General features: G+C 61.6%; 28 protein-coding genes and 1 pseudogene. 12 read left to right on the forward strand and 17 right to left on the reverse strand.

All coding sequences use genetic code 11. From position 1 onward, the window contains the following. The 15 genes and pseudogenes from DDT93_RS13335 to DDT93_RS27120 all read right to left on the reverse strand — a co-directional run. Positions 1 to 194, reverse strand: a pseudogene (locus DDT93_RS13335) (hypothetical protein); the annotation flags it as partial. A gap of 50 nt (positions 195 to 244) precedes the next feature. After that, positions 245 to 607 (reverse strand): DUF3168 domain-containing protein, encoded by a 363-nt coding sequence (locus tag DDT93_RS13340; protein ID WP_109466355.1) that lies wholly within the window; start codon positions 605 to 607, stop codon positions 245 to 247. Next, positions 604 to 1,077: a hypothetical protein gene (locus DDT93_RS13345; RefSeq protein WP_109466356.1), complete on the reverse strand. Its 474-nt coding sequence runs from the start codon at positions 1,075 to 1,077 to the stop codon at positions 604 to 606. The genes DDT93_RS13340 and DDT93_RS13345 overlap by 4 nt, the downstream gene beginning before the upstream one ends. A 4-nt stretch (positions 1,078 to 1,081) precedes the next feature. After that, positions 1,082 to 1,423, reverse strand: coding sequence for a phage head closure protein (locus DDT93_RS13350; RefSeq protein ID WP_109466357.1), 342 nt, complete (start codon positions 1,421 to 1,423; stop codon positions 1,082 to 1,084). Further along, positions 1,420 to 2,025 carry a head-tail connector protein gene (locus DDT93_RS13355; RefSeq protein ID WP_109466358.1) on the reverse strand — a complete coding sequence of 202 codons (606 nt, stop codon included), beginning with the start codon at positions 2,023 to 2,025 and terminating at the stop codon, positions 1,420 to 1,422. The genes DDT93_RS13350 and DDT93_RS13355 overlap by 4 nt, the downstream gene beginning before the upstream one ends. A 15-nt stretch (positions 2,026 to 2,040) precedes the next feature. Continuing rightward, positions 2,041 to 2,646 carry a hypothetical protein gene (locus tag DDT93_RS13360; RefSeq protein WP_109466359.1) on the reverse strand — a complete coding sequence of 202 codons (606 nt, stop codon included), beginning with the start codon at positions 2,644 to 2,646 and terminating at the stop codon, positions 2,041 to 2,043. Between the two features lie 75 nt (positions 2,647 to 2,721). Further along, on the reverse strand, positions 2,722 to 3,963 hold the full coding sequence (locus DDT93_RS13365) for a phage major capsid protein (RefSeq protein ID WP_109466360.1): 1,242 nt from the start codon (positions 3,961 to 3,963) through the stop codon (positions 2,722 to 2,724). A gap of 67 nt (positions 3,964 to 4,030) precedes the next feature. Continuing rightward, positions 4,031 to 4,750, reverse strand: a complete 720-nt coding sequence (locus DDT93_RS13370; RefSeq protein ID WP_198654848.1) for a head maturation protease, ClpP-related — start codon at positions 4,748 to 4,750, stop codon at positions 4,031 to 4,033. Next, positions 4,747 to 6,081, reverse strand: coding sequence for a phage portal protein (locus tag DDT93_RS13375; protein WP_109466361.1), 1,335 nt, complete (start codon positions 6,079 to 6,081; stop codon positions 4,747 to 4,749). Before DDT93_RS13375 ends, DDT93_RS13370 begins: the two co-directional genes overlap by 4 nt. Continuing rightward, complete coding sequence (locus DDT93_RS13380; protein ID WP_157960167.1) at positions 6,074 to 7,837, reverse strand: terminase large subunit; 1,764 nt, start codon at positions 7,835 to 7,837, stop codon at positions 6,074 to 6,076. Before DDT93_RS13380 ends, DDT93_RS13375 begins: the two co-directional genes overlap by 8 nt. Positions 7,838 to 7,841: 4 nt before the next feature. Further along, positions 7,842 to 8,270 (reverse strand): hypothetical protein, encoded by a 429-nt coding sequence (locus DDT93_RS13385; RefSeq protein ID WP_109466363.1) that lies wholly within the window; start codon positions 8,268 to 8,270, stop codon positions 7,842 to 7,844. A gap of 581 nt (positions 8,271 to 8,851) precedes the next feature. After that, positions 8,852 to 9,742 (reverse strand): hypothetical protein, encoded by an 891-nt coding sequence (locus tag DDT93_RS13390; RefSeq protein WP_198654849.1) that lies wholly within the window; start codon positions 9,740 to 9,742, stop codon positions 8,852 to 8,854. Continuing rightward, positions 9,739 to 10,311 carry a hypothetical protein gene (locus tag DDT93_RS13395; protein WP_109466364.1) on the reverse strand — a complete coding sequence of 191 codons (573 nt, stop codon included), beginning with the start codon at positions 10,309 to 10,311 and terminating at the stop codon, positions 9,739 to 9,741. The genes DDT93_RS13390 and DDT93_RS13395 overlap by 4 nt, the downstream gene beginning before the upstream one ends. Positions 10,312 to 10,520: 209 nt before the next feature. Continuing rightward, a complete protein-coding gene (locus tag DDT93_RS13400; protein ID WP_232825454.1) occupies positions 10,521 to 11,135 on the reverse strand; it encodes a hypothetical protein in 615 nt (204 codons plus the stop codon). After that, positions 11,132 to 11,887, reverse strand: coding sequence for a DNA-methyltransferase (locus DDT93_RS27120; protein ID WP_109466365.1), 756 nt, complete (start codon positions 11,885 to 11,887; stop codon positions 11,132 to 11,134). The genes DDT93_RS13400 and DDT93_RS27120 overlap by 4 nt, the downstream gene beginning before the upstream one ends. 26 nt (positions 11,888 to 11,913) lie before the next feature. Between DDT93_RS27120 and DDT93_RS13410 the strand changes: the two genes are divergently transcribed. Together DDT93_RS13410 and DDT93_RS13415 are read left to right on the forward strand one after the other, a co-directional pair. Beyond that, a complete protein-coding gene (locus DDT93_RS13410) occupies positions 11,914 to 12,567 on the forward strand; it encodes a hypothetical protein (protein WP_157960168.1) in 654 nt (217 codons plus the stop codon). A gap of 77 nt (positions 12,568 to 12,644) precedes the next feature. Continuing rightward, positions 12,645 to 13,445 (forward strand): hypothetical protein, encoded by an 801-nt coding sequence (locus DDT93_RS13415; protein ID WP_109466367.1) that lies wholly within the window; start codon positions 12,645 to 12,647, stop codon positions 13,443 to 13,445. 8 nt (positions 13,446 to 13,453) lie between these two features. Here DDT93_RS13415 and DDT93_RS26505 read toward each other — a convergent pair whose 3' ends face one another. Together DDT93_RS26505 and DDT93_RS13420 are read right to left on the reverse strand one after the other, a co-directional pair. Continuing rightward, on the reverse strand, positions 13,454 to 13,834 hold the full coding sequence (locus tag DDT93_RS26505) for a hypothetical protein (protein WP_157960169.1): 381 nt from the start codon (positions 13,832 to 13,834) through the stop codon (positions 13,454 to 13,456). Between the two features lie 189 nt (positions 13,835 to 14,023). Further along, entirely contained in the window at positions 14,024 to 14,239 is a 216-nt protein-coding gene (locus tag DDT93_RS13420; RefSeq protein WP_109466368.1) for a hypothetical protein, read from the reverse strand. A gap of 87 nt (positions 14,240 to 14,326) precedes the next feature. Between DDT93_RS13420 and DDT93_RS13425 the strand changes: the two genes are divergently transcribed. The 10 genes from DDT93_RS13425 to DDT93_RS13470 all read left to right on the forward strand — a co-directional run bounded on the left by DDT93_RS13425 (position 14,327) and on the right by DDT93_RS13470 (position 20,011). After that, positions 14,327 to 14,686: a helix-turn-helix domain-containing protein gene (locus tag DDT93_RS13425; protein ID WP_109466369.1), complete on the forward strand. Its 360-nt coding sequence runs from the start codon at positions 14,327 to 14,329 to the stop codon at positions 14,684 to 14,686. A 300-nt stretch (positions 14,687 to 14,986) separates the two neighbouring features. Beyond that, on the forward strand, positions 14,987 to 15,295 hold the full coding sequence (locus DDT93_RS26510) for a hypothetical protein (RefSeq protein WP_157960170.1): 309 nt from the start codon (positions 14,987 to 14,989) through the stop codon (positions 15,293 to 15,295). Continuing rightward, complete coding sequence (locus DDT93_RS13430) at positions 15,292 to 15,489, forward strand: hypothetical protein (RefSeq protein WP_109466370.1); 198 nt, start codon at positions 15,292 to 15,294, stop codon at positions 15,487 to 15,489. Before DDT93_RS26510 ends, DDT93_RS13430 begins: the two co-directional genes overlap by 4 nt. Next, positions 15,486 to 15,671, forward strand: a complete 186-nt coding sequence (locus DDT93_RS13435; RefSeq protein WP_109466371.1) for a hypothetical protein — start codon at positions 15,486 to 15,488, stop codon at positions 15,669 to 15,671. The genes DDT93_RS13430 and DDT93_RS13435 overlap by 4 nt, the downstream gene beginning before the upstream one ends. A gap of 363 nt (positions 15,672 to 16,034) precedes the next feature. After that, positions 16,035 to 16,454, forward strand: coding sequence for a hypothetical protein (locus DDT93_RS13445; protein ID WP_157960171.1), 420 nt, complete (start codon positions 16,035 to 16,037; stop codon positions 16,452 to 16,454). 33 nt (positions 16,455 to 16,487) lie between these two features. Then, complete coding sequence (locus DDT93_RS13450) at positions 16,488 to 17,480, forward strand: DUF2303 family protein (RefSeq protein ID WP_109466374.1); 993 nt, start codon at positions 16,488 to 16,490, stop codon at positions 17,478 to 17,480. Positions 17,481 to 17,535: 55 nt separating this feature from the next. Continuing rightward, the gene (locus DDT93_RS26515) at positions 17,536 to 17,913 is read left to right on the forward strand and encodes a hypothetical protein (protein ID WP_109466375.1); all 378 of its coding nucleotides are present in this window, start codon (positions 17,536 to 17,538) and stop codon (positions 17,911 to 17,913) included. Continuing rightward, positions 17,910 to 18,569 (forward strand): hypothetical protein, encoded by a 660-nt coding sequence (locus DDT93_RS13460; RefSeq protein WP_198654850.1) that lies wholly within the window; start codon positions 17,910 to 17,912, stop codon positions 18,567 to 18,569. The genes DDT93_RS26515 and DDT93_RS13460 overlap by 4 nt, the downstream gene beginning before the upstream one ends. Next, positions 18,530 to 18,826 carry a pyocin activator PrtN family protein gene (locus tag DDT93_RS27165; RefSeq protein ID WP_408607935.1) on the forward strand — a complete coding sequence of 99 codons (297 nt, stop codon included), beginning with the start codon at positions 18,530 to 18,532 and terminating at the stop codon, positions 18,824 to 18,826. The genes DDT93_RS13460 and DDT93_RS27165 overlap by 40 nt, the downstream gene beginning before the upstream one ends. A 252-nt stretch (positions 18,827 to 19,078) precedes the next feature. Continuing rightward, positions 19,079 to 20,011 carry an alpha/beta hydrolase gene (locus DDT93_RS13470; protein ID WP_109466377.1) on the forward strand — a complete coding sequence of 311 codons (933 nt, stop codon included), beginning with the start codon at positions 19,079 to 19,081 and terminating at the stop codon, positions 20,009 to 20,011. Position 20,012 lies beyond the last annotated feature (1 nt).

A 20,012-nucleotide genomic window follows, 5' to 3' on the forward strand; every position in this document is an offset into this window, starting at 1 on the left:
AGCTCGCTGATATCGGTGAGGCCGACGCCGTATTCCTTGCTCCGCCCCGGGCTGTCGAGCGACGTGCGATCGCGGTATTCTTGGGTTTCTTCCGGGATCCCGACCGTCTTGCAGCCCGGGATCTCGGCCCAGGTTGCGCCGTCGTCCGACCAGTTGATGGTGCAGAGATCGCCGGCAATGACCTTGTCTGCCATTCCTTCATCCTTTCAAGATTGTGAGAGAGAGCCGATGACCCGGCCCTTGTTCAGGCGCGATACCGCACCATGAAGTCCAGCATTTGCTGCCGGACCACATCACCGCCGGTTTCCATCGGAAAATCCCGCCGGGATATCTCTTTGCAGCGGATCACCGATCCACCGCGGAAGTCTGTCAACGTGCGCGACACCAAGGGCACAAGGCTGATCAGGTGCCCATACCGTTCGGCCGCGACATTTACCTGTATGCGCGCCGTCTCGATCGCCGCACGACCCTTGAGCGAATAATCAGTCACGTTGCTGATGCGCTGCAGGCTGATGCGCGGGAATCCCACATTTCCGCCGAACGCCCCCCAGACCACCGGATGCCCGAGTGTCTTCAGGAGATCCTTCAGGTCGTCCTCTACACTCATTTCGCAATCCTTTCCGCCTTGTGCGCCGCCCGCGCGGCCGCCTTCTCGATCTCGGCCCAGACCTCGCGGCGCAGGATGGCCAGCATGTCGGCGAGGTTCGCGTCCCACGCGGGACGCATGAACGGGTCCGCCATGACCGCCCCGACATACTTGCCGCTGGCGTGGTATCGCGGGCCCGTACCGAACTCGACCAGGTGCGCATGCGGCGCCGGCGATCCGTCGCTCTCGACCGGGCCCACGTAGAGCGTCACCCGCGACGCCGCCCGGTCGCCCCGGGCCTGCCCGTACTGGCGCGGCGTGAGGCGACTGGTGATCGCGATCTCGAAGGCGGAATTGTCCGCCGCCTCCGCCACCGGCTGCAGAGCCTTGTTCATGGCGCGGCGCATCACGCCCTTGGCCGTACCGCGCGCGAGCTCCGCCAGCGCGCGTTCGATATCGCCCGCGCCCTCGATCTTCATCTTGACCGACATGGGCCTAAGACCCCACCAGCCGCCATGCGGAGATTTCCAGGAACTGCCGCCGACCGATTTCCTTGATCCCGGTGATCCGCCAATCCGATCCATCGAACCGAAAACGAAACTCGCCGGTGACCATTGCCAGTCTGCTCGTCCAGCGGACCCTGAAGCGAGCATCCGTCTTCTGCTCGACCGCCGCCGCCCGCAAACGTTCACCGTCGCTCACCGGCTCGTAGGAAGCCCGGGCCGACGCGAACTCATCCCACGCCAGGGCTTCCAGTTCACCGGCCTCGTTCTCCTCGACCACCGCCCGCAAGAAGACGATCCTGCGGTCGAGACGCGGAACCTCCACGGTCTTCATGCCGCGAACATCCGGTACCGATTGGTCAGGCGGTCGACCCCGCGCTGTACCTGTTCCGGAATGCCGGTGGCAGCATCGGCCAGCGGATGGTCATAGTAGAACTTCACCAGCTCCCGGGCTGCGGCCTTGATGTCTTCGGGCACGTCATTGACCGAGGCGAAACCCGATGTGAACAAAACCTCGACAGCATCGGGCCGCGACGCATGCGAAGGCCAGGACTTCCCCGGCAGCAGGAAGACCTGCCGCGCCCGCCCGCGACCGGCAAGAAAATAGTCCGAGGGCGGGACACTAACCGTTGCTCCGCCCTCCGAGATGTAGCGAATTGCATCGAGCGAAACGATACGCGGAAACGGCAGGCGGAGCACCTCACGGGTGAAACCACTTCCCTTGCGCACCCACTGCTGCGCCACGAGTGGAAAGCCAAGACCACCAAAACCATCGGCGTCCACGTCGAGAAACGCAGACGCGGACGCGACCGCGCGACTGACTTCCGCATCAAGCTCTTCATCCTCTCCTTCCGGAGAGATGATGCGCAACTTGTTCTTCGCATCCTCCAGCGTGATCAGGTCATCCCCGCCGCCGTCCAGCCGTTCCAACCACATCGGGACCGCTCCGCCTTACAGGTTCAGCTGCGGCTCGCCGCTGTCGCCCGCGTCATCAGCAGGAACGTCCGGCAGGATATCGAGGAGAACGCGGACCTCCTCCGCCAGGGCCTCACCTTCATCGCCCTGCACCGCCCCGACCATGCCGAGAAGCTTTTCGACCTGCGCCCGCGCGGTTGCAACGGTGAGATCCATATCGTGCAACGCAACGCGGAGGCTCTCGGCAGAACGTGCGATTGCATCGCGCTCCGCAACCGCCTCCTGCATTGCTGCCTCGCGCGCTGCGAGGGTGGCCGAGACGTCCGGATCATCGCTCGTCGCCTCACAGATGCCAGCGGCCTTCCAGCCCTCATAGACAGCCGGAGCAAGCCAGATCTTCTGGTGAGGTCTCAGGCTGTACCGCCCCCCCTCAACAGCACTCAGCATCTTGGCAAAGACGCCCTCGGCGCACAGACCCGCCTCGGCCATCGCCTCGAACTCCTCAGGCCCGAGCTCAAGACGCTGCCCTGCGGTGAACACCACCGCATCGGGGCCGTCGCCCTCACTGTGATCTTTGAGCATGAACGCCACGATGGCCTTGGTGCCATCCCCAGCGACTGCGGCGGTTTTCTTGGTAGCCATTTTCAGCGCCCTTTTCCGTTAAGCGTTAAGGCCGCCCAGCACCATGCCAGGCGGCCAACCGTTCTCGTCCTGCCGTTAGGCAGCGGCGTGGCGCATCTTCTTGATTGCCTTGTTGTTGGCGGCGATGGTCTTCCCATCGGTGCGCAGCATGGCAAGGAAGCCAACCTGACCCTTCTTGGTGTAGGCGGAATCGGTGAAGCGGAAGAGCGTCACATCCATCACGTCGCGGATCTGGTATTTCGACATGTCCCCGAACAGGATCGAGTCGGCCCCGGCGGCAGGCACCGCCATGTCCTGGTTGATGGTGTAGCCGTACCCGTTCACCTCGGCCGGCGCCTCGCTGGAAACACCCGGCACCCAGAGCGGGCGGCCATCCGCGTCTTTCAGCTTCTTGGCCGACTTCAGCACGGTGTCATGGAACATCCACGAAGACGCGCGACGGTAGATCGGATCGATCGAGTGCTCCAGCTCGGTGAAGTCGTCCCAGACGAAACTGGCCGTCATCCCTGCTGCCGTGGTGTGGCCGAGACCCGCGCCGTTGACGATCCCCGTGGGCTTACCCGCGCCATCCCCGACCGTGTACGCCTTGTTGGTGGTGCGGAACAGGCGCGCCGACAGCAGACGGCGGATCATGGCGTCGAAGTTACCGATCGCCGCATCCTGCAGCAGCGCGAAAGGCACGGTCACCACGCGCGAGGATGCGAGGTGTGCAGCGATCATCACCGTGCCAAAGCTCACATCCCCATCCGTGGCGCCCGCGTTCTCCGCCAGCCACTCGCCTTCCTCGGCCGTCTCATCGACGGTCGGCCACTGGATCGGCTCGCCCGACCCGGTGCTTTCAACCGAGGCCACCGAGCGCACCCCACCGCGCGCCGCCATCGCTTCGAGCAGCTGGCCGCTGAAGGTGGTCGGAACCAGGTACCCACCTTCGCTGTCAACGCCGGTGGACTGCGCATTCTGGACCTGACGCGCGTATTCGGACAGCACGTTCTCGGGAAGACGGTTCACCGCGTTTTCGCCACCGCGCACGAAGGCATCAAAAACCAGGGTGCGAACTTCGTCGCCTGCCCGGGCCTGCGGCTCGGTGCGACCGCGAGGAGCCGGGGTATCCGGATCATCTTCCTCGGTCGCCAGACGGGCTTCCAGATCAAGCTGCTGCTGCTCGCGCTTGATCTTGCCGTCGATCTGCTCGATCTCGGCGTAGATTTCATCCACGCGCTTCTCGTCATAGTCCCCGGTGGTCGCATCGAGGATGTTGCGCGCCTCTTTGGAAAGCGCGTCGCGCTGTTTGCGCAGTTCTGCAATTCGCTTGGACATTGCCAAACTCCCATAAAAAAACCCGCCATGCGGCGGGCGGTTTCAGATTATGCGGACGCGCCGCAGTTCAGGGCGCAACCCGTTCGAAGAACTCAAGTTTGCGCATCTGGGCTGCGCGCCGCGCCGCCACAGTTTCTTCCCAGCCCGGCGCGGACAGCGCGGACGGGGTGTTCTCAAAGACCGTCAGGTCATATCGGTTCTGGGTTCCGCCGTCCTTCACGTAGACCCGATCAGCAAGCCCGGCCTCGACGGCCTCGGAGGCTTCGAACCAGGTCTCGGCGTCCATAAGAGCGATGAAGTGCGCTTCCGGCTTGCCGGTACGGGTGGCGTAGTCCGCACGGATAGAGGCATCGATCTTTTCCAGAAGATCCGCCTCGTCGCGCAGATCCTGCTTGTCGCCCAGCATGATCGTCCACGCGTTGTGGATCATGACAAATGCACCCTTTGCGATCTCGATCTCGTCCCCCGCCAACATCAGGTAGGAAGCTGCCGACGCCGCCAGCCCGTCCACGTGGGTGACCACGCGCGCCGGGTGCTGTTCGAGGGCGGTCTTCATCGCCCGCGCCATGAAAACGTCGCCACCCGGGCAATCGATACGCAAATGGATCGTATCTGCCTCGACCGCGTTCAGCTCGCGCTTGAACTCTTCCGCAGTGATGCCCCAATAGCCGATCTGGTCATAGACCAGGATCTCGGCCTCGCCCTCGGCGTCGAGGGCGCGAACCCGCAGCCCCGTCACGCCATTCTTCGGCCGCATGGCCTTCGCCAGTATCTCCTTGAACTTCATTCTTCGTCCTCTCGGCTTGTCTTGAACATGGGCGACGGCGGCTGGTTGCCGGGCGCGGGTTCCTTTGAATCCTCGCTGCCTTTCGAGGCAGGGCGATAGAGCTTGTAGGCGTCCGGATCATCGGGCGCCGGAAGGCCTTCGAGCTCACAGATCTGCGCGACTGTCATCCAGCCCGGATGCTGCGTACCGCCGACTGCGATCTTGTGCGCCTCGTATCGCGCCGCGAGGTCTGCCCGCAGCAGCGCGTCGATATTGAACTTGATCTGCACACCGTCCAGCCGCTCCTCCGGGGTAAGCAGCTTGCGCGAGAGCTCCGCCTCAAACCGCTTGATGTGCTTGCGCAGGCCCGTGATGTAGAATTGCGCGGTCTGGGCATTGATGCCGGTGCCCCAGCTGGTGGATTTCTCCGTCATGCCGATCAAGTGCGGCGGCACGCCATACGCCCGGGCAACATCCAGAACCTGGAACGAGCGAGACTGGAACAGTTGTGCGGTCTCCGGATCGGTCAGGAGGCTGGTGAATTTGCCGCCCTCGGAAAGCACCGCCGGGATGTGAGAATTCTGAACCCCTCCGAACTTGCGATGCCAGTATTCTCGCACCTCGTTCGCGATCTCTTCGCTGACCTTCCCGTCAAAGCTGATGTAGCCCGGCGGATTGACACCTTGCTTGTAGAAGCGTGACGCGTATTCGTCCCCGTCCAGACCAATGCCGATCGAGCGACCGAAGCATTTCAGCGGCGACAGCGCCTCGAGCCCCCGGATCGTCGCGGATCCTCGGAAGTGCAGGAGGTCGGCCTGCTCCCGCCCGACAGTACCGCCATCCTCGGTGAGAGCATACGCAACATCTCGCCCGCGACGGAAGGGGCGCGCGGTGCCGTCAAATATCGGCCTGAGGCCGGTAACCTCACCACGTCGATTGCGCTCGATCTCGGCGTAGGCGTTGCCCTCCAGAAAGGTGAGCGCAAAAAGCCCCTCAAAGAACACCTCGGCAGACCAGAAGTCATGCGGGTCAAGATTCACCAGAGCATGCACCGGATGGTCTGTCAGGATTTCGGTGCCCTTACCCTTCCCTTTCCTGATCACCCGCACCGGCATTGTACCAATCGTACCCGCCAACAGAGAAACACAGCCGAAAACTGCGGTCAGCTTCATGGCCGTATCCCGGTTTACCATGCCGGTACCGAGGAACGAGAATTGCTCGGACCACTCCTCGAAGCTTGCCGAGGACTGCAGGTTGACCACCTTGCCCGCCGCTTCCTGAGGTGCCGCCAGGACAGGCTCCACCCGCGCTGTTCCCGCCGCAGGTTTGGCGCCAAACCAGTTCTTAAACATCGACAAACCCTTGCGTTACGACGCCCTTTTGCTCTTCCTCGACCGCCTGACACAGCGGCCAGAGGGCGTTGATCAGCGCCACGATTCCGTCAATCTTGTCTTCCGGAGCCAGCTTGGCCGGATAGATGTAGTCTCCGCCCTGCACCTGCTTCAGAAGCGTGTTGCCGGCCATCCAGGTCAAAACCGGGTTGCCGTCATTGATCAGGCGGCGATTGTCCACGGCCGCAATCAGCTTGTTGAAGGGCTCGTTGAGGTTCGAGGCCCTTGACCGCAACTCCACGGCCATGATGCCCGCAGCCTCCCAGGCTGCCGCCATTTGCGCGGCGAAAAGGGCATCATAGACCACCATTTCCACATCCAGCGCGGGCAAGCCGCCCCAGCCCCAGCTATCATCGCCAACCCCGCACAACTGCATCACGAGCGACTCGACAATGTGCAGATCCAGCTCCGCGCCAGGCGTGGTATGAATATGACCCTCTCGCTTCCAGCCCCAGAGATGCTCATTGCCCGCTGCCTCGACCACCTTCTCAGGCAGGAAGTGCCAGCTGAATACGTGCAAAGGCCCTTTGTCCGGATCATCCGCATCCGGAAACACAACCGTGACGCTTGACGGGTCATGCCGCGTGGCAAGATCCACACCGATCAGAGCCCGCCGGCCCGCAAAATCCTCAATCCTCAGGCCGCTGTCTTCGCTGCCCTTCCACGCCGCCATATCGATGGCAGAGGCCCCGACGCTCGTCCAAACGTCCAGGTGCTTGCGCAGAAACTCCCCCATTGCGGCCGGGCTTGCGGCCGCCTTGCGCCACTCGTCCTGCATGTATTGCAGGGATTTCGCAGCATGAAGGCTCGGGTTCGCCTTCGCCCAGGTGGCCTCGTCACCCGGATCGTCGCCCTCGTCGGCCTCGAAGATCAGCCCGAAATAGCTGTCATCCTCGCGCGAACCGTCGAGGATACCTTGCAGGTATTTCCGCTGCTCGTAGCAGATGCCAGCCGTGTTGTATCCGGCTGTCGTGATCGCGATCAGCAGCGGTTGCTCCCGCGCCCCGAGCGCCGAGGCCATGGAATCCCAGACGTCCCGCTTTTCGTGCTCGTGCAGCTCGTCAACGATGGCACAATGCGGGTTCTTCCCGTCCTTCGACTTCGTCTGGCTGGCAATCGGCTGGAACACTGCCGCCGGGTCCGCCGTTTTGATCTTGTGTTCCTCGACCGTTAGACCCAGCAGGTCCGCCAGCGGATCCCCATCCACCTCGCCCGTCAGAGCCATGACCCGCGCCGCATCGAACACGATCCGCGCCTGATGCGTCGAAGCGGCAGCGGAATAGACCTTCGCACCCGGCTCCCCGTCCGGCACGAGGAAGTAGAGCGCCACGCCAGCCAGGAGCGTGGACTTTCCATTCTTCCGGGGCACTTCGATGTAGGCAGTCCGGAAACGCCGAACCCCGGTCAGCATATGTCGCCAGCCGCCGATCTGGCTAATCAGGTACGCCTGCCAGCCAAGAAGCGAAATGCACTCGCCGCGCGCGGCCCATGCCCCCTCGATGTGAGGCAAGGCCTCCATGAAGGCGCACATGTGTTCAGATGCCTCTACGTCGAAGACGAAAGGAAACTGGTCAGTCCCGGCTCGCGCCAGATCATTCTTGAATCGCTTACAGGCCAGCTTGACCCGCTTGCAGCTCGGGATGGCGTTCGACAACACACCATCGACCCAATCAAGCGCCCTTTGCGTGATTGGCGTTTCCATCGCTCCGTCCAGCACGGGCCTATCCGCGTCCAGCCTTGCGCGTCAGAGGCTTGAAGGGTGTTACCTTCCCGCCGCCATCGGAAGGAGACGGCGTGTCGAGCAGATCCATGAACGAGGTCTGCGAAGCCACACCATTCTTTGCCCGCACATACGGCGTCCCCAGGAGCTCCTTCTCCAAGGCCGCCAGCCTGTTCTCATGAAAGGCGCGCTGCTGGCAGAGACCAGACAGGAAGTTGCCCTCCATGACCTCGAAGCCTTCATCCACGATCAGGACCGACAACCGATCAAAGGCCGCGCGATGAACGGCGTAGCGAACCACCTGCCCAAAGACAGGCTCGTCAACGAGCCCGTCCCGCTTGAGATACCGCAGAAGGCTTTCGCCGTGGGCCCTCTCCATATCATCGAAGTGCGGAGGCCACCCGCCGAGGAGGTCGACCAGCTTTTGCATGTCTGTTCCACTATGCTGCATACCCCCCCCTCAAAAATTGTGCGCGGAGAAATCTGATTATCCCCGCCGGTTTCAATCTAGGAGGCCGTGAACTTTTCACCCCCCCCTACCAAGCCAGCGCGCCGCTCGACCCGCTGCTTTTTGATGTCATGGCAGGACTTACAAAGCGATTGCAGCTCCCCGAACCAGAACAATCCATAGTCGTCATTGTGCGGCACCACGTGGTCAGCCACTTCCGCCAATCGCTTGGAGTCCGAAGGGCAAAGCCGACATAGCGGCTCGGTGTCCAACTGACGCTCACGCCTGCCCCCCTTCCCGCGCCATGCCTTGCTCGCGTACCATTTCCGGCTCGGCCGATTGGATCGACGCCGAACCTCAGAAGGTCGGTCCCGTTCGCGCTTTTCCGAAACAGCATGGGTCTGGCAATACGCGGTGCCAACATCGACAAGGCGTGAACAGCCAGGATGCGCACAGGGTTTCTTCGGCATGGCGATATCCCCGGAACGCAAAAGCGCCCGCCGGTTTCCCGTGGGCGCAGTTGTTGATGATGATGAATCTGTTGCACACAGTCGTATTAAGCGTCAATCCCCTTTCTGATCGACCACCGGCGCCCCTTCCTGCATGCCAGCCATGAAGAACTCGGTGCCACCGTCCCTCGCCTGCCCCGCGAACTTGGAAAATCCCGCCTCGGCGTCTCGGCGCAAGGCTTCCTGCTGCCAACGTTGCGGCCCCATCATCCTGTCGAGCGCGGCGCCCAAGGACACCCGGAGAGCCTTGATGTGCGCGCCCTGCGCCTTCTGCCCCGGTGCGACCCAGCCGCAGGCCTCCAGCACATCGGACAACGCCCGATCCTGCAGGCAGACCATGTCAACCAGCTGCCTGTCGCTGATCAACTTGCGCCGGTTCCTCTGCGATGGTCGCACCCGACGCACCACCATTGCGAAACCATCCCCGACGCGCCGGCGTATCCGGTCAATCTCCTGCTTGTCTCGGAGCACTGCATCAATGAACTCGCCGCCCTGACCGCCACCCGAGCGCTGCGCCTCGACCGAAGAACACCGAACACCGGCACAGGCGTGGCGCTCGACCAGCGTCCGATAGTGTCTGCCCATCGCAACCTGACCCGTAGAGAACGGTGCAGCCCTTCCTTTCCTCGCCGCTCCTGCAGCCATGACGTCAAAGGCATCGAGGCATCGCATGACGGATCGCCCCTGATGACCCGCGTCCTTGTAAGCCCAGCCTTCTTCTCCCTTGGGATAGAGCTGCTGCGGCCGCACAACCTGAAACGGCCCGCGCGCCGGGGCTTCCGGCACCGCGGATCCGCAAGCCCCCGGAACAGCGCCCCGAGCCTTGACCGCGCGAATCCGCTCGGCCTCTTCGAGCTCCCGCTTGAGCTTATCGGCTCGATACCTCTCAACCGGGGTCAAGACAGCCGCGCCATCCACCCCGACGATCACCACATGCTCGCTCACGCCCGCGCCCCTTCGCCTTCGGCTTGCATCACTTCGAGGCAGCGCCGCTCCTGGTCCTCGAACCAACCCAGCCACTGCCGGTCTAACTCGGCCACGTCGCCACGCGACACGGCGCGCTGCACCCGCTCCCGCTTCGAGCGATTGTCGTCGGCCCGCTGCCGGAGCTTTGAGATTTCATACTTGGAAGGCGGCGGCCCCCAGCGGCAGGCGGCAATGAAGAGCTCGACATGGTAACCGCCCATGAAAGACTTCTGCCCCATCGCGCTCCGCATCAGGCTGCTGACATACTCGTTGCGCTCGGCCGGTGGCGCCTCCTGCCGGTAAGCCCAGTTCACGATATGCTGCTCTTCCGGCCAGATATCATGCTCGCGCCCACTGGCCGCCCTGATGCAGAACTCGCGCAGGCCGCTGAGCTGCTCCTCCGAGAGATATGACAACTTGCCGGCGATCCGGTCCAGCATCGCACAGTGATCCTCGGCCTTGTGCTTTGGGCTCTTCCGCATTCCCCCCTTAACCAGCGGCTCGATCAGAATCCGCTTCACCTTCGCCTTTCCTGACTCTCCGGTCATTGCTGCTCACCTTTTCTAAGCCTGTAAGCCGATCTCGGCTGTTCCAACGGTCATTTTTGGCGGGGCACGGCCCTATCGTTTCTTTCTCATTTCTTTTCCTCTCTCCTTTCAGAACCGCAAATTTCGGAAGAAAAAAACTTTCCGAAACCTTCCAATTTTCTTCCGCCGGAAGATTTATTTTTTTCCGCCGGAAACTTTTGAGGACTTGTTCACACCCGAGATGAGAGAGCATTCAACGCCTCTTTCACCCGCGAAATGGTGCAGCTACGACCCGGATATTGGGCCTCGATCCAATCGCTGATCTGCTCGACCCAAGCGTCACCCTCGGCAAACCGGGAAGCGCCAGGAATCCCCGACAAGCTCTTCCGAATACTGATCACGCGTTTCCGGTGGCGCTCATTCGCATTAGCCGCGGCGTTGAGCCTCTTCGACTTCAACGCGTCCTCGGCCACCAGCGTGACGATTGGATGCGCGAAGCGGACCTCTCCATTATCGCACCGGACCCGGTGCCAGTTGTGCAGCGGTGTGATCTTGCGCTCCATCATCGCCCGCCACTTTTCCAGCGGGACGCGCAGTTCATAGGCAAGCTGCTCTTCGTCACATGGCAACGTGCCCACCGGGGTCTCGTCCTGCGCGATGCAGAAGAGATTGAACCCATACCAGCCCACCTCGGGATCCGCCTTCCGGCGGAACTCACTCGCGCGCCAGCGCTTCAGGTTCCACTGCATGAAATAGTGGGAGTCCAACCGATCCTTAACCGAGATCGGGTAGAGCTCCAGCTCGTCTGCATCGACAGGCTTCAAGATCGGCGAAAGCGACGTCACAGTCCGAGCTCCTGCTGCTCGTAGGCCGAAACGGTCAGTTCCAGGCCCGGCACATACCGGGCTGCAGCAACCCGCTCACAGGCGACCTCAAACCATTTCGGGTCCAGCTCGATGCCAACTGCACGGCGGCCCGCCTTGATCGCGGCGACACAGCTCGAGCCCGAACCCGCGAAGGGATCAAGGACCAGGTCGCCGGGTTCGGTCGAGTTACGGATCCAGTGCTGCAGCAGCGCCGTGGGTTTCTCGGTCGGATGATCCGTCACGTCCCGATGTGGCACCCGAATTAGCGCCTTTGAGGAGCAGTCAGTAATCCGGCGAGCGCGGCCCCGATAGAGATAGAGACCAAACTCGCAGTTCGGCATGTACCAGCGGTTTGGCGTCACCGTCGCCTTGTCCCAGACCAGCAACCGATGGAATCCAAAACCGGATTCTTCAAAGGCCATCCGAGCAGCGCATTCCTCACGGTCGGAAGTCATGATCACGGCGTCTGAGCTCTCGGCCGAGGCCGCGTAGATCAACGGCGCCATGTCGGCCCACTCAACAATCGGAAACAGCTCGCCGTTCCCACTGTATCGATCGCGCGAAAAGCAACCGCCCATTTCGCCGGTGGAGTTGCCCCCCCTGACAATCCGGTAAGGCGGGTCTGACATGGTCATGTTGGCGCGGAGATTGAGCGCAGGAAGCACCTGGCGCATATCCCCGAGGTAGAGGGTGCAATCCCCGATCACGACCTTTTTCTGCCAAGGCGTCAAAGCGCGCCTCCAGAGAAAGAGGGCGCGTGACCACCGCAGCGGCCCTGCGCCCCAAGTCCAACAGAGAGGTATTGAGGAGCCACCTGCAAGTGCGCCTGCCCCCGTTTCGGCGTTACCGCGGAACTACCCTTTCCGCCAACCGCGACGTCTTGAACCGCACTAATCGCTTGTTTTTTAGACGCTTTGCGAACAGGTTTCCCTTCAACATCACAGTCAGAAACAGGAACAATGATTTGAGACTGACAATTCCGGCCCTTATCGCAAGCCAACTCCTGGCCCCGGCCGCGATGGCCGAGGAACTCGATTTTCGTGAAGCAGAAGTAAAGGCCGAGTGCTCCGCGAAGTGGGGAGCCAAATACGACATGATTGCTTACTGCATTGATCGCCGTAAAGAAGGCTTCGAGAAATTCGCCTTTGTCAGAAACAACACGGGCCCAATCTTTGACGAGACGCTCGACCACTGTGCGGCGAAGTGGGGAATAAAATGGGACATGGTTTCCTACTGCACGGACAAGCAGATGGATGCCATCAACAAGCTTGCCGATACTGTAGCCAGCGTCCCCGAGCAGACTGGCATCCAGATACAAGTCGCATGTGACGAGAAGTGGCGCCCGGACTGGGCTATGGTGGTTTACTGCATGGAGCGCCAAGTCGCCGGCTGGCATTCTGTCAACGACTAGACACTTTATAGAAAGCTGGTCCAAAACTTTGGAACCACTATTTCGGGAACTGCCGCCGTAGCCCTGAAGGATCATGAATGCACCGCCTCCAAGAACCTAGAAAGACCATCCTGATTGCGCGGGCGGCTCTGGATGAACTTAGGCAGGCCAGCTCTGACTTTTTCTCCGAGAAGCTTGTTCCGCCAAACGTCGTGCCAACGAGGCCCTATTCGGTAGTTGAGTACCCCGAAATTGCGACCGGTGACTTTGTTTACAAGTTTCGAATAACTCAGCCCTATCCGTTTAAAATGGAGAGACTGGCGGCCGAGGCGATCCAAAGCGGGAAGAATGCCTTCGACCAGGCAATCTATTCTGCGACCAAAGCCCTTGGAAAGTTGCCAAAGAGAGGGAATCTCCACATGCCGTGGTCCCGGGACCCGTCCGACATGAGGGGCCGTGTTGAGAAAAAGAACATTATCCCTGAGGTGCTGAGGGATTCCATTTACAGTCAGGAACCATACTACACTGGGAAAGGGTATATCGGGGGCAATGACACGATCAGAAGAATCGCACAGCTTGCAAATGCCAAACACACTGTTGGGTTCGCGATTAACACAACGGCGGTGATCTTGCAGCGCCCGAGTATCTCCGGAACCGGGGTCTATCGCGTCTCGACGCAGGTTCCAAAAGTATGGAACACCGCAAAGAACGAGGTATTTATTGCTCGAACGCCGGCCAAAGCAACGATCCACGACGACTACGTTGTTGACTTTCAAGTCGCCTTGGACGAACCGGCGCCACTCTGCGATATACCCGCGTTTGAAGCGCTCAGCAGATTTCTCGACAAGGCCGAGGAACTGACACTCGACCTTGAGAAGGTCCTCAACGAGCACATCTAGCCCATCCGTCACTTTTGCCGCTCCCATTCGGAAAGAAACCAAGCAGAAGCTTCTGGAAAGTGGAGGAAGGTCAGCGCCACGGTGTCGCCGCTCGCCCTGTTTGTCCCCGACCACCAGTTATATGCGGTCGAGTTCCGCACCCCAAACTGCACAGCGACATGCTCAGGGGTGGCAAAGTTTGCCCTTAGGAACTCCGCAAATTTGGGGGCAAACCACCGGCGAAAGGCATCTGCCGAGATCCCTGCCTCTTCCGCGTTCCGGGCCCGTGCAAGCGGCAAAGCCCGCTTAACGTGGATATCCAAAATTTCGGACCGCGACATGGAGTTAGCCGGCGTGGTACGGGAAAGACGGGCGCCGACTGCAACGCTGCCCGGGTTGACGTGCTTCATGCCGGAAACTCCAAATCTAGATGGGCAGGCCGCCCTTGTTGCCACTCGAAACGGCCTGCCCCCTTCACCCGCGCACGAGAGGAGGCGCACACGGATGATTTGCCCGCCGACACGCTCAAGACGCGCCCTCACTGCACCCAATCCTCTTTGTGTGGCTGGTGAACCTCAGAAAACCTTTGACCTGATCGCTCATGCTGCCGCCGCCTGGTCGTCGCTGCGCTCGGGCGGCGGATTGTCAGAAATAAATTTCATGATCCGATCGACGGTATGAAGCGTTGGGCTGCTCTCGCGACTTTGCCAGCGCCGCCACTTGTCTCCACTCACGCCGACTCGCTGAATAACCGTTGAAGGCTTCAGGTTCACCTGCGCGGCGTAGTCGCTCACATCTTTCAGAAACTGCTCCATGATCCGAATGAATAGGCTTTTAGGCCTATTAAGGTCAAGCACTATTAGCCGATTTCTGGGCGCGGCAAGATAGGCCTAAAATACGCTATGGAAGAAACACGCATCACCGAGCCGTTCCTGGTCCGCCTAAAGGCAGTGATTGATGCCGACCCCGAGCTCAACGTCTCGAACCTGGCGGTGCAAGCTGGCCTCGCCAACAGCACCATCCGCACCATGTTCCGGGACAACAAAAGCCCCCGCGTAGCCACCATGCGAAAAATCTGCGCCGCCCTCGGGACGACGCTTGAAGATTTCATGGGCGAAGCTCGAACCCCAGAACAGCAAGAAATTGTGCGCCTAGCGCTCTCTCTACCTGATCACTTGCTCCGCGAGCTCTTAGGGTACGGACGAGGCTTAGCTGCTGCTGCTCATCTCCCCCAGACAGAAGACTCCGAAGAGCCCGAATGATCTCTTGATCGGTCATACTTAGTCCTTCTCTCCCCCAACCGATCTCATCCGTCACCCCCAAGCCGGGCCAAATCGCGCCCGCCAAAAGGCGCAGCCGTGGTTTCCGAAGCGTCAATGCGAGGCGTATTCCGTCGCAGCACCTCCGAAGAAGAGAATCGAAAACACATTTTTTAAACCGGTTGTTGCACGAGCACGACCCGCATCACAGCCCATTAGTAGGCTTATAGGCCTATTAATGTTGTTGACATAGGCTTATAGGCCTATACGTTGCCCTCCATCACTCACCGATGGAGGTGCAAGATGCAGGCTCAAGTCAGCACAAGCAGCAGTTTTCAAGCGACCAACCCCGCGCAGATATCGGCCCACCTCGGCCAAGCCCGAACCGAACTCGCCGACAGGCTCAAGAACCTTGACCCCGCCGCCCGCGTGGCAGCGATGGAATTTGCCTGCATTCGTTATGGCGGCACCTTTGTTGACGATAAGCAGAGCTCTCGCCTCTTCGCCGAGATCAGCGTGCTCGGCATCTACGAACAAGGCGCGGACTCCGAAGAAGCCGTCGCCAACTGGATCAAGGCCATTGACCGCATGGCGCAGGAGCTCGCGGCATGATCAGTTCCACCGCCCTCGGATACGGCGCGATCACGCTCTTCGTCATGCTCATGGCATCGCTGGCGGCTGAGCTCTTCCGGAGCTACGTCGCGTTGCTTGATCGGGCCCCACAACCTGCTCCCCTGCGCAGCACAACCACCATCCTGTTGCTGCTGATCGCTCTTTGGCTGTTTGCCCAATGGGTGCAGGCATGAACTGCGTCACGAAGAAGATGGACCACAAGGACGCGCAGCACCAAGGGGCCATCCCTGACAACTGGCACCAGGTCGAGCATCTCGACAACCTGAGTGCCCTGCGAGCGTTTGCATGGGCCGCCATCGCGACCGTGATCTTCTGGGTCGCGGTCGGCCTCTACGTCGCCGTGCAATTCCTCTGAACACCACCCGGGGCGCGGCAAAAACAGCCACCACTCACGAAGCCGGCCGCGCCCCCATTGCCGGGAACGACACCTTGGAGCAGCAACCGAAAGACCCGCAGAGCCCGTTAGCTCGAAGAGCCGGGATCCTCTGCAATGACCCCCGCTTCCAGCGCTTCGCCGCTGTCCGTTCTGGCCTCCCCCAAGGCCAGTTCAACGCCTCCGCCACCGCCGAGTATCTCCGGACCTGCTGCAACGTCGCCAGCCGCCGGGAGCTCGACAGCAGTGCGGAGGCCGCCAACCGATTCCACACCGTCCTAACCGAGTTCGACGCTTGGCGAGGACGGATCGCCAGCCCGCGTTAACAGAGAGGATTCACGCGTGATGACAGCAATGAAGCCCCCGGCCACATTCAAGGTCGAAAACAACGATCCCTATCGGATGCGCACCCTCGAACAGATCCTGTCCCTGTTCGATGGCGGCGACTTCCTCCGCGAACTCATGAAGGACCACCGGCAGCTGCAGGTCGATCTGCTCGACCACAAAGGCGAGCACGGCGCGAAAGGCTGCTCGGGCAGCATGACAATCACTGTCAGTTATGCGCTTGGCAACTCGGGCGACGTCGCGATGGGTGCCACCGCCACCTTCAAGGGCCCGAAGAAGCCCCCCTCCAGCGCCGCGGCGTTCATCAACGATCAGGGTGAGCTAACGCTCTACAGCCCGATGATGCGGCAGATGAACGAACCCGTCCGCGACGTCGCGGACTTCGACCCTGACACCGGCGAGGTCCGCGACGCCGACTAACCCCCAACCCTGAAACCCATCGAGAGTGAACCAATGGACTTCGAAGAGATCCAAACACCCGAGAACACCGCTGAAACCATGCGCAAGGTCATGGAGCAGCTCGGACGCCACGACCCCGTAGACCTTCCCGAGAAGCTCGACCTGTCCAAAGCGACCATGCTGGCGCTGCCCACGCACCGGAAGATCGAGAACATCACCAGCGACCTGCGCTCCGCCGCCGAGTACCTGAAACCTGCGCGCCGCAAAGGCACCGCAGCGCTCGAAGAACTCGGGAGCCTGATCCACTGGGCTAACCGCTTCAAGGGCGAGACGTCCGCCCTCTTCGCCAAGCCCGACATGGCGGCGCCCAAACTGACCTGCATTGCCGACTATCACGCCGAAGGGCCGATCAATCCCGACTCTGTCACTGGCGACGAGACCGCGCGCCATTGCCACCACCGCGCCGTCTACAGCTTTCCACTCTCGGACGAGTGGAAGGCATGGATCGGCATTTCTGGCAAACCGCTCGACAAGGACGAAATGGGCGAGTTCATCGAGGCAAACGCCAAGGACATCATGGACCCGACTCCCGCGATCCTGAACCGCGCCGAGAGTGAGCAGAACCAGAGCTGGGAAAACCGCCTGATCAGCACCGCGAACCAGATCGAGGGCAAATTCGGCCAGCTGTCCCAGCTGCTGCAAATGTCCAAGCAGTTCCAGGTATTCGAGACCAGCGACCTCTCCGTCACCACGAACCGGGATACCGGCGAGGCCCAGATCATGTTCTCCAGCGAGCACAAGGACGCCGCAGGAAAGCCGCTGAGCATCCCGAACCTGCTCATCATCACCATCCCTGTTTTCCGGGGTGACGCGCCCTACCGGATGGCCGTGCGGTTCCGCTACCGCAAGAGCGGCAGCACGGTGAAATTCATCATGACGCTCTACAACCCGGAGAAGTCCTTCGAAGCCGCCTTCAAGCAAGCCGTAGACCGGGCTCAGGAAGCTACCGAGCTGCCCCTCTTCTTCGGCACCCCCGAAAGCGCCTGATTTCTCTTTCTGCCCCCTCGCGAGAGGGGGCAGCGACGGAAAGCAGGAGATCGCAATGCCCTCACCAAAGTACACCGACAAGCTCACCGAGAAGGCCGCCGCACTGCGCGAGGACGGACTGAGCTATACCGCTATCGCCGAGCGCACCGGCATGTCCGCGAGCGCAGTCTACTATCATTGCCTCAAGCTCGGGGCTGATCACCCGACCCAGTGCGAAAACCCGCCCCCATGGACCGGGCCCATGGAGATCAAGCGCGGCAACCACGTTCTGCGTCGTTTCACGGCCGAAGAAGACAAGCGCATCCTGAAAATGGAGCTTGAAGGTTCGCCCGTCGCCGAGATCGCTCGAGCCCTCGGCCGTAGATCCAACTCGGTCAAGGGCAGACTGATGACCCTTGCTCGCCGCGAGGCGCGGGCCGAGGTAGCAGCATGAAGGCCCTGCGTGTCCTGATTGGCTGTGAGACTTCGGGCGTGGTGCGGCGTGCTTTCCTTGAACGGGGTCATGACGCCTGGTCCTGCGATCTACTCCCAGCGGATGACCGCAGCAACCGGCACATGCAATGCGACATCCGCGATGTGCTGGGCATGAGCTGGGACCTGCTAGCCGTCATGCATCCACCCTGCACCCGCCTCTGTAACAGCGGCGTGCGCTGGCTCAGTGCTCCACCCAAGGGCCGCAGCCTACCGGACATGTGGGCGGAGCTCGACGAAGGCGCAGCACTGTTCTCCGCCTGCTGGAACGCACCGGTTCCGCGAGTGGCCGTAGAGAATCCCGTGATGCATCGGCATGCAAAGGCGCGGATCGAGAACTATCAACCCGCAGCGCAGCATGTTCAGCCGTGGTGGTTCGGCGAGCCCGCGTTCAAGGCGACAGGCCTCTATCTGCGTGGCTTACCACCCCTTTCGCCCACCGACAGGCTCACACCGCCAGACAAGGGAACGGAAGATCACAAACGCTGGTCCGCCATCCACCGCGCCAGCCCCGGACCAGGTCGATGGAAGCAGCGAAGCAAAACCTTTCCCGGCATTGCCGCCGCCATGGCCGACCAATGGGGCGGCTGGGCGACCAATCAGGAGGCCGCGGCTTGAATACGTTCTGGCTACTTACCGCGAAGTATGAAGGGAACCCGTTGGTTTCCGTTGACGCCCTTCGCGCAGACTACTTCGGCGGCATGAGCCGAGAAGTATTCCTCCGAAAACTGGAAAGCGGCGAAATCCCTTTACCTCTGACTAGGTTGGGCGAAGGCCAAAAGGCACCCCGCTGCGTCCACATTTCGGACCTCGCGAAGTACATCGACGCCTGCGCAGAGCAGGCCAGACAGGAGCTTTCGAGGAAGGTAGGTTAGGTGAGGCACGAGGGAAGTATTCCCCAAGGTATGCCTCACCCCACAAAATCACCAATTAATTTATAAATCCCAACTAGTTAAAGACGCAAAAATCCGATAACAAATCGCCACGTCGTCTGAACGGCGCTTTACGCCCCGTTATGTTGCGCGTCAACCACTCAATCCCCCGGTCACATGGCTGTAACGCGCGCGTCACGCCCGCGTCATATGCATCGGCCATAGGGCAACACAACATATAGTGTGAGAGATGCCATGCCGATCATCAGGATCAATGCACGAGGGGAACAGGCACATCTGCATCGCGGCAAGCGCAGCGTCGCGGAGGCCATTGCACGCCACGAGGACCAGGGGCCGGTGATCGTGATGATCCACGGCTACAAGTACCGCCCCGGCGTTCTCCAGCACTGCCCCCATCTCCACATCATGGCGCTGCATCCTCAGGACATGCCGTGGCGTGCGCCCAGCTGGCCGCGCCAGCTGGGGTTCGGCACCGGCCACGCGGGCGAGGGCCTTGCCATCGCCTTTGGGTGGGACGCGCGCGGCCTGCCCTGGGCCGCGCAGCAGCGCGCCGTGCAGGCAGGTCGTGCGCTGGCCCGGGTCATGGCCGAGGTGCACCGCCACACTCCCGGGCGCCCCGTCCACATCCTCGCCCATTCGATGGGCATCGAACTGGCGCTCGAGGCGCTGCACCACCTGCCCGCCGGATCGGTCGACCGGATCGTGTCGATGGCGGGCGCCGGTTTTCTCTCGCGCACGCGCGCCGCGCTGCAGACCCCGGCCGGGCGCACCTGCGAGTTCTTCAACGTGACCAGCCGCGAGAACGACATGTTCGATTTCCTGTTCGAGCGCCTCGTGGCGCCCGGCGAGCGCGGCGACCGAGCGCTCGGCTCGGGCCTCGACCTGCCGAACGTGCTGAACCTGCAGATCGACTGCGATACCACCCGCACCCACCTCGCCCGGCTTGGCACCCCGATCGGAGAGCCGGACCGGCGTATCTGTCACTGGTCGGTCTACACCCGCCCCGGCACGCTGCGCTTCTACAACGAGCTGATGCGCCAGCCCGACCGTCTGACGCTGGCGGCCCTGCGGCGCGGCCTGCCGGAGACCCCGGCCCGGCGCTGGTCACGACTGGTTGCGCTGCCAAACGTCACCCTGCCCTTGCCCGCGGCGCAGAAAGCGTCATGAT

This window comes from Albibacillus kandeliae, from assembly GCF_003116585.1.
In the GTDB taxonomy this organism is placed as follows: Bacteria; Pseudomonadota; Alphaproteobacteria; order Rhodobacterales; family Rhodobacteraceae; genus Albibacillus; species Albibacillus kandeliae.

Bases quoted from the DNA above. Each gene is read 5' to 3' on its own strand.
- DDT93_RS13430 (WP_109466370.1), top strand. From the start codon at position 15,292: ATGATCAGTTCCACCGCCCTCGGATACGGCGCGATCACGCTCTTCGTC.
- DDT93_RS13360 (WP_109466359.1), bottom strand. From the start codon at position 2,646: ATGGCTACCAAGAAAACCGCCGCAGTCGCTGGGGATGGCACCAAGGCC.
- DDT93_RS13460 (WP_198654850.1), top strand. From the start codon at position 17,910: ATGAAGGCCCTGCGTGTCCTGATTGGCTGTGAGACTTCGGGCGTGGTG.
- DDT93_RS13375 (WP_109466361.1), bottom strand. From the start codon at position 6,081: ATGTTTAAGAACTGGTTTGGCGCCAAACCTGCGGCGGGAACAGCGCGG.
- DDT93_RS13355 (WP_109466358.1), bottom strand. From the start codon at position 2,025: ATGTGGTTGGAACGGCTGGACGGCGGCGGGGATGACCTGATCACGCTG.
- DDT93_RS13420 (WP_109466368.1), bottom strand. From the start codon at position 14,239: ATGGAGCAGTTTCTGAAAGATGTGAGCGACTACGCCGCGCAGGTGAAC.
- DDT93_RS13450 (WP_109466374.1), top strand. From the start codon at position 16,488: ATGGACTTCGAAGAGATCCAAACACCCGAGAACACCGCTGAAACCATG.
- DDT93_RS13385 (WP_109466363.1), bottom strand. From the start codon at position 8,270: ATGCAAAAGCTGGTCGACCTCCTCGGCGGGTGGCCTCCGCACTTCGAT.
- DDT93_RS13425 (WP_109466369.1), top strand. From the start codon at position 14,327: ATGGAAGAAACACGCATCACCGAGCCGTTCCTGGTCCGCCTAAAGGCA.
- DDT93_RS26515 (WP_109466375.1), top strand. From the start codon at position 17,536: ATGCCCTCACCAAAGTACACCGACAAGCTCACCGAGAAGGCCGCCGCA.
- DDT93_RS13340 (WP_109466355.1), bottom strand. From the start codon at position 607: ATGAGTGTAGAGGACGACCTGAAGGATCTCCTGAAGACACTCGGGCAT.
- DDT93_RS13445 (WP_157960171.1), top strand. From the start codon at position 16,035: ATGACAGCAATGAAGCCCCCGGCCACATTCAAGGTCGAAAACAACGAT.
- DDT93_RS13370 (WP_198654848.1), bottom strand. From the start codon at position 4,750: ATGAAGTTCAAGGAGATACTGGCGAAGGCCATGCGGCCGAAGAATGGC.
- DDT93_RS27165 (WP_408607935.1), top strand. From the start codon at position 18,530: ATGGGGCGGCTGGGCGACCAATCAGGAGGCCGCGGCTTGAATACGTTC.
- DDT93_RS13470 (WP_109466377.1), top strand. From the start codon at position 19,079: ATGCCGATCATCAGGATCAATGCACGAGGGGAACAGGCACATCTGCAT.
- DDT93_RS13350 (WP_109466357.1), bottom strand. From the start codon at position 1,423: ATGAAGACCGTGGAGGTTCCGCGTCTCGACCGCAGGATCGTCTTCTTG.
- DDT93_RS13415 (WP_109466367.1), top strand. From the start codon at position 12,645: ATGCACCGCCTCCAAGAACCTAGAAAGACCATCCTGATTGCGCGGGCG.
- DDT93_RS13365 (WP_109466360.1), bottom strand. From the start codon at position 3,963: ATGTCCAAGCGAATTGCAGAACTGCGCAAACAGCGCGACGCGCTTTCC.
- DDT93_RS26510 (WP_157960170.1), top strand. From the start codon at position 14,987: ATGCAGGCTCAAGTCAGCACAAGCAGCAGTTTTCAAGCGACCAACCCC.
- DDT93_RS13435 (WP_109466371.1), top strand. From the start codon at position 15,486: ATGAACTGCGTCACGAAGAAGATGGACCACAAGGACGCGCAGCACCAA.
- DDT93_RS26505 (WP_157960169.1), bottom strand. From the start codon at position 13,834: ATGAAGCACGTCAACCCGGGCAGCGTTGCAGTCGGCGCCCGTCTTTCC.
- DDT93_RS13345 (WP_109466356.1), bottom strand. From the start codon at position 1,077: ATGTCGGTCAAGATGAAGATCGAGGGCGCGGGCGATATCGAACGCGCG.
- DDT93_RS13395 (WP_109466364.1), bottom strand. From the start codon at position 10,311: ATGACCGGAGAGTCAGGAAAGGCGAAGGTGAAGCGGATTCTGATCGAG.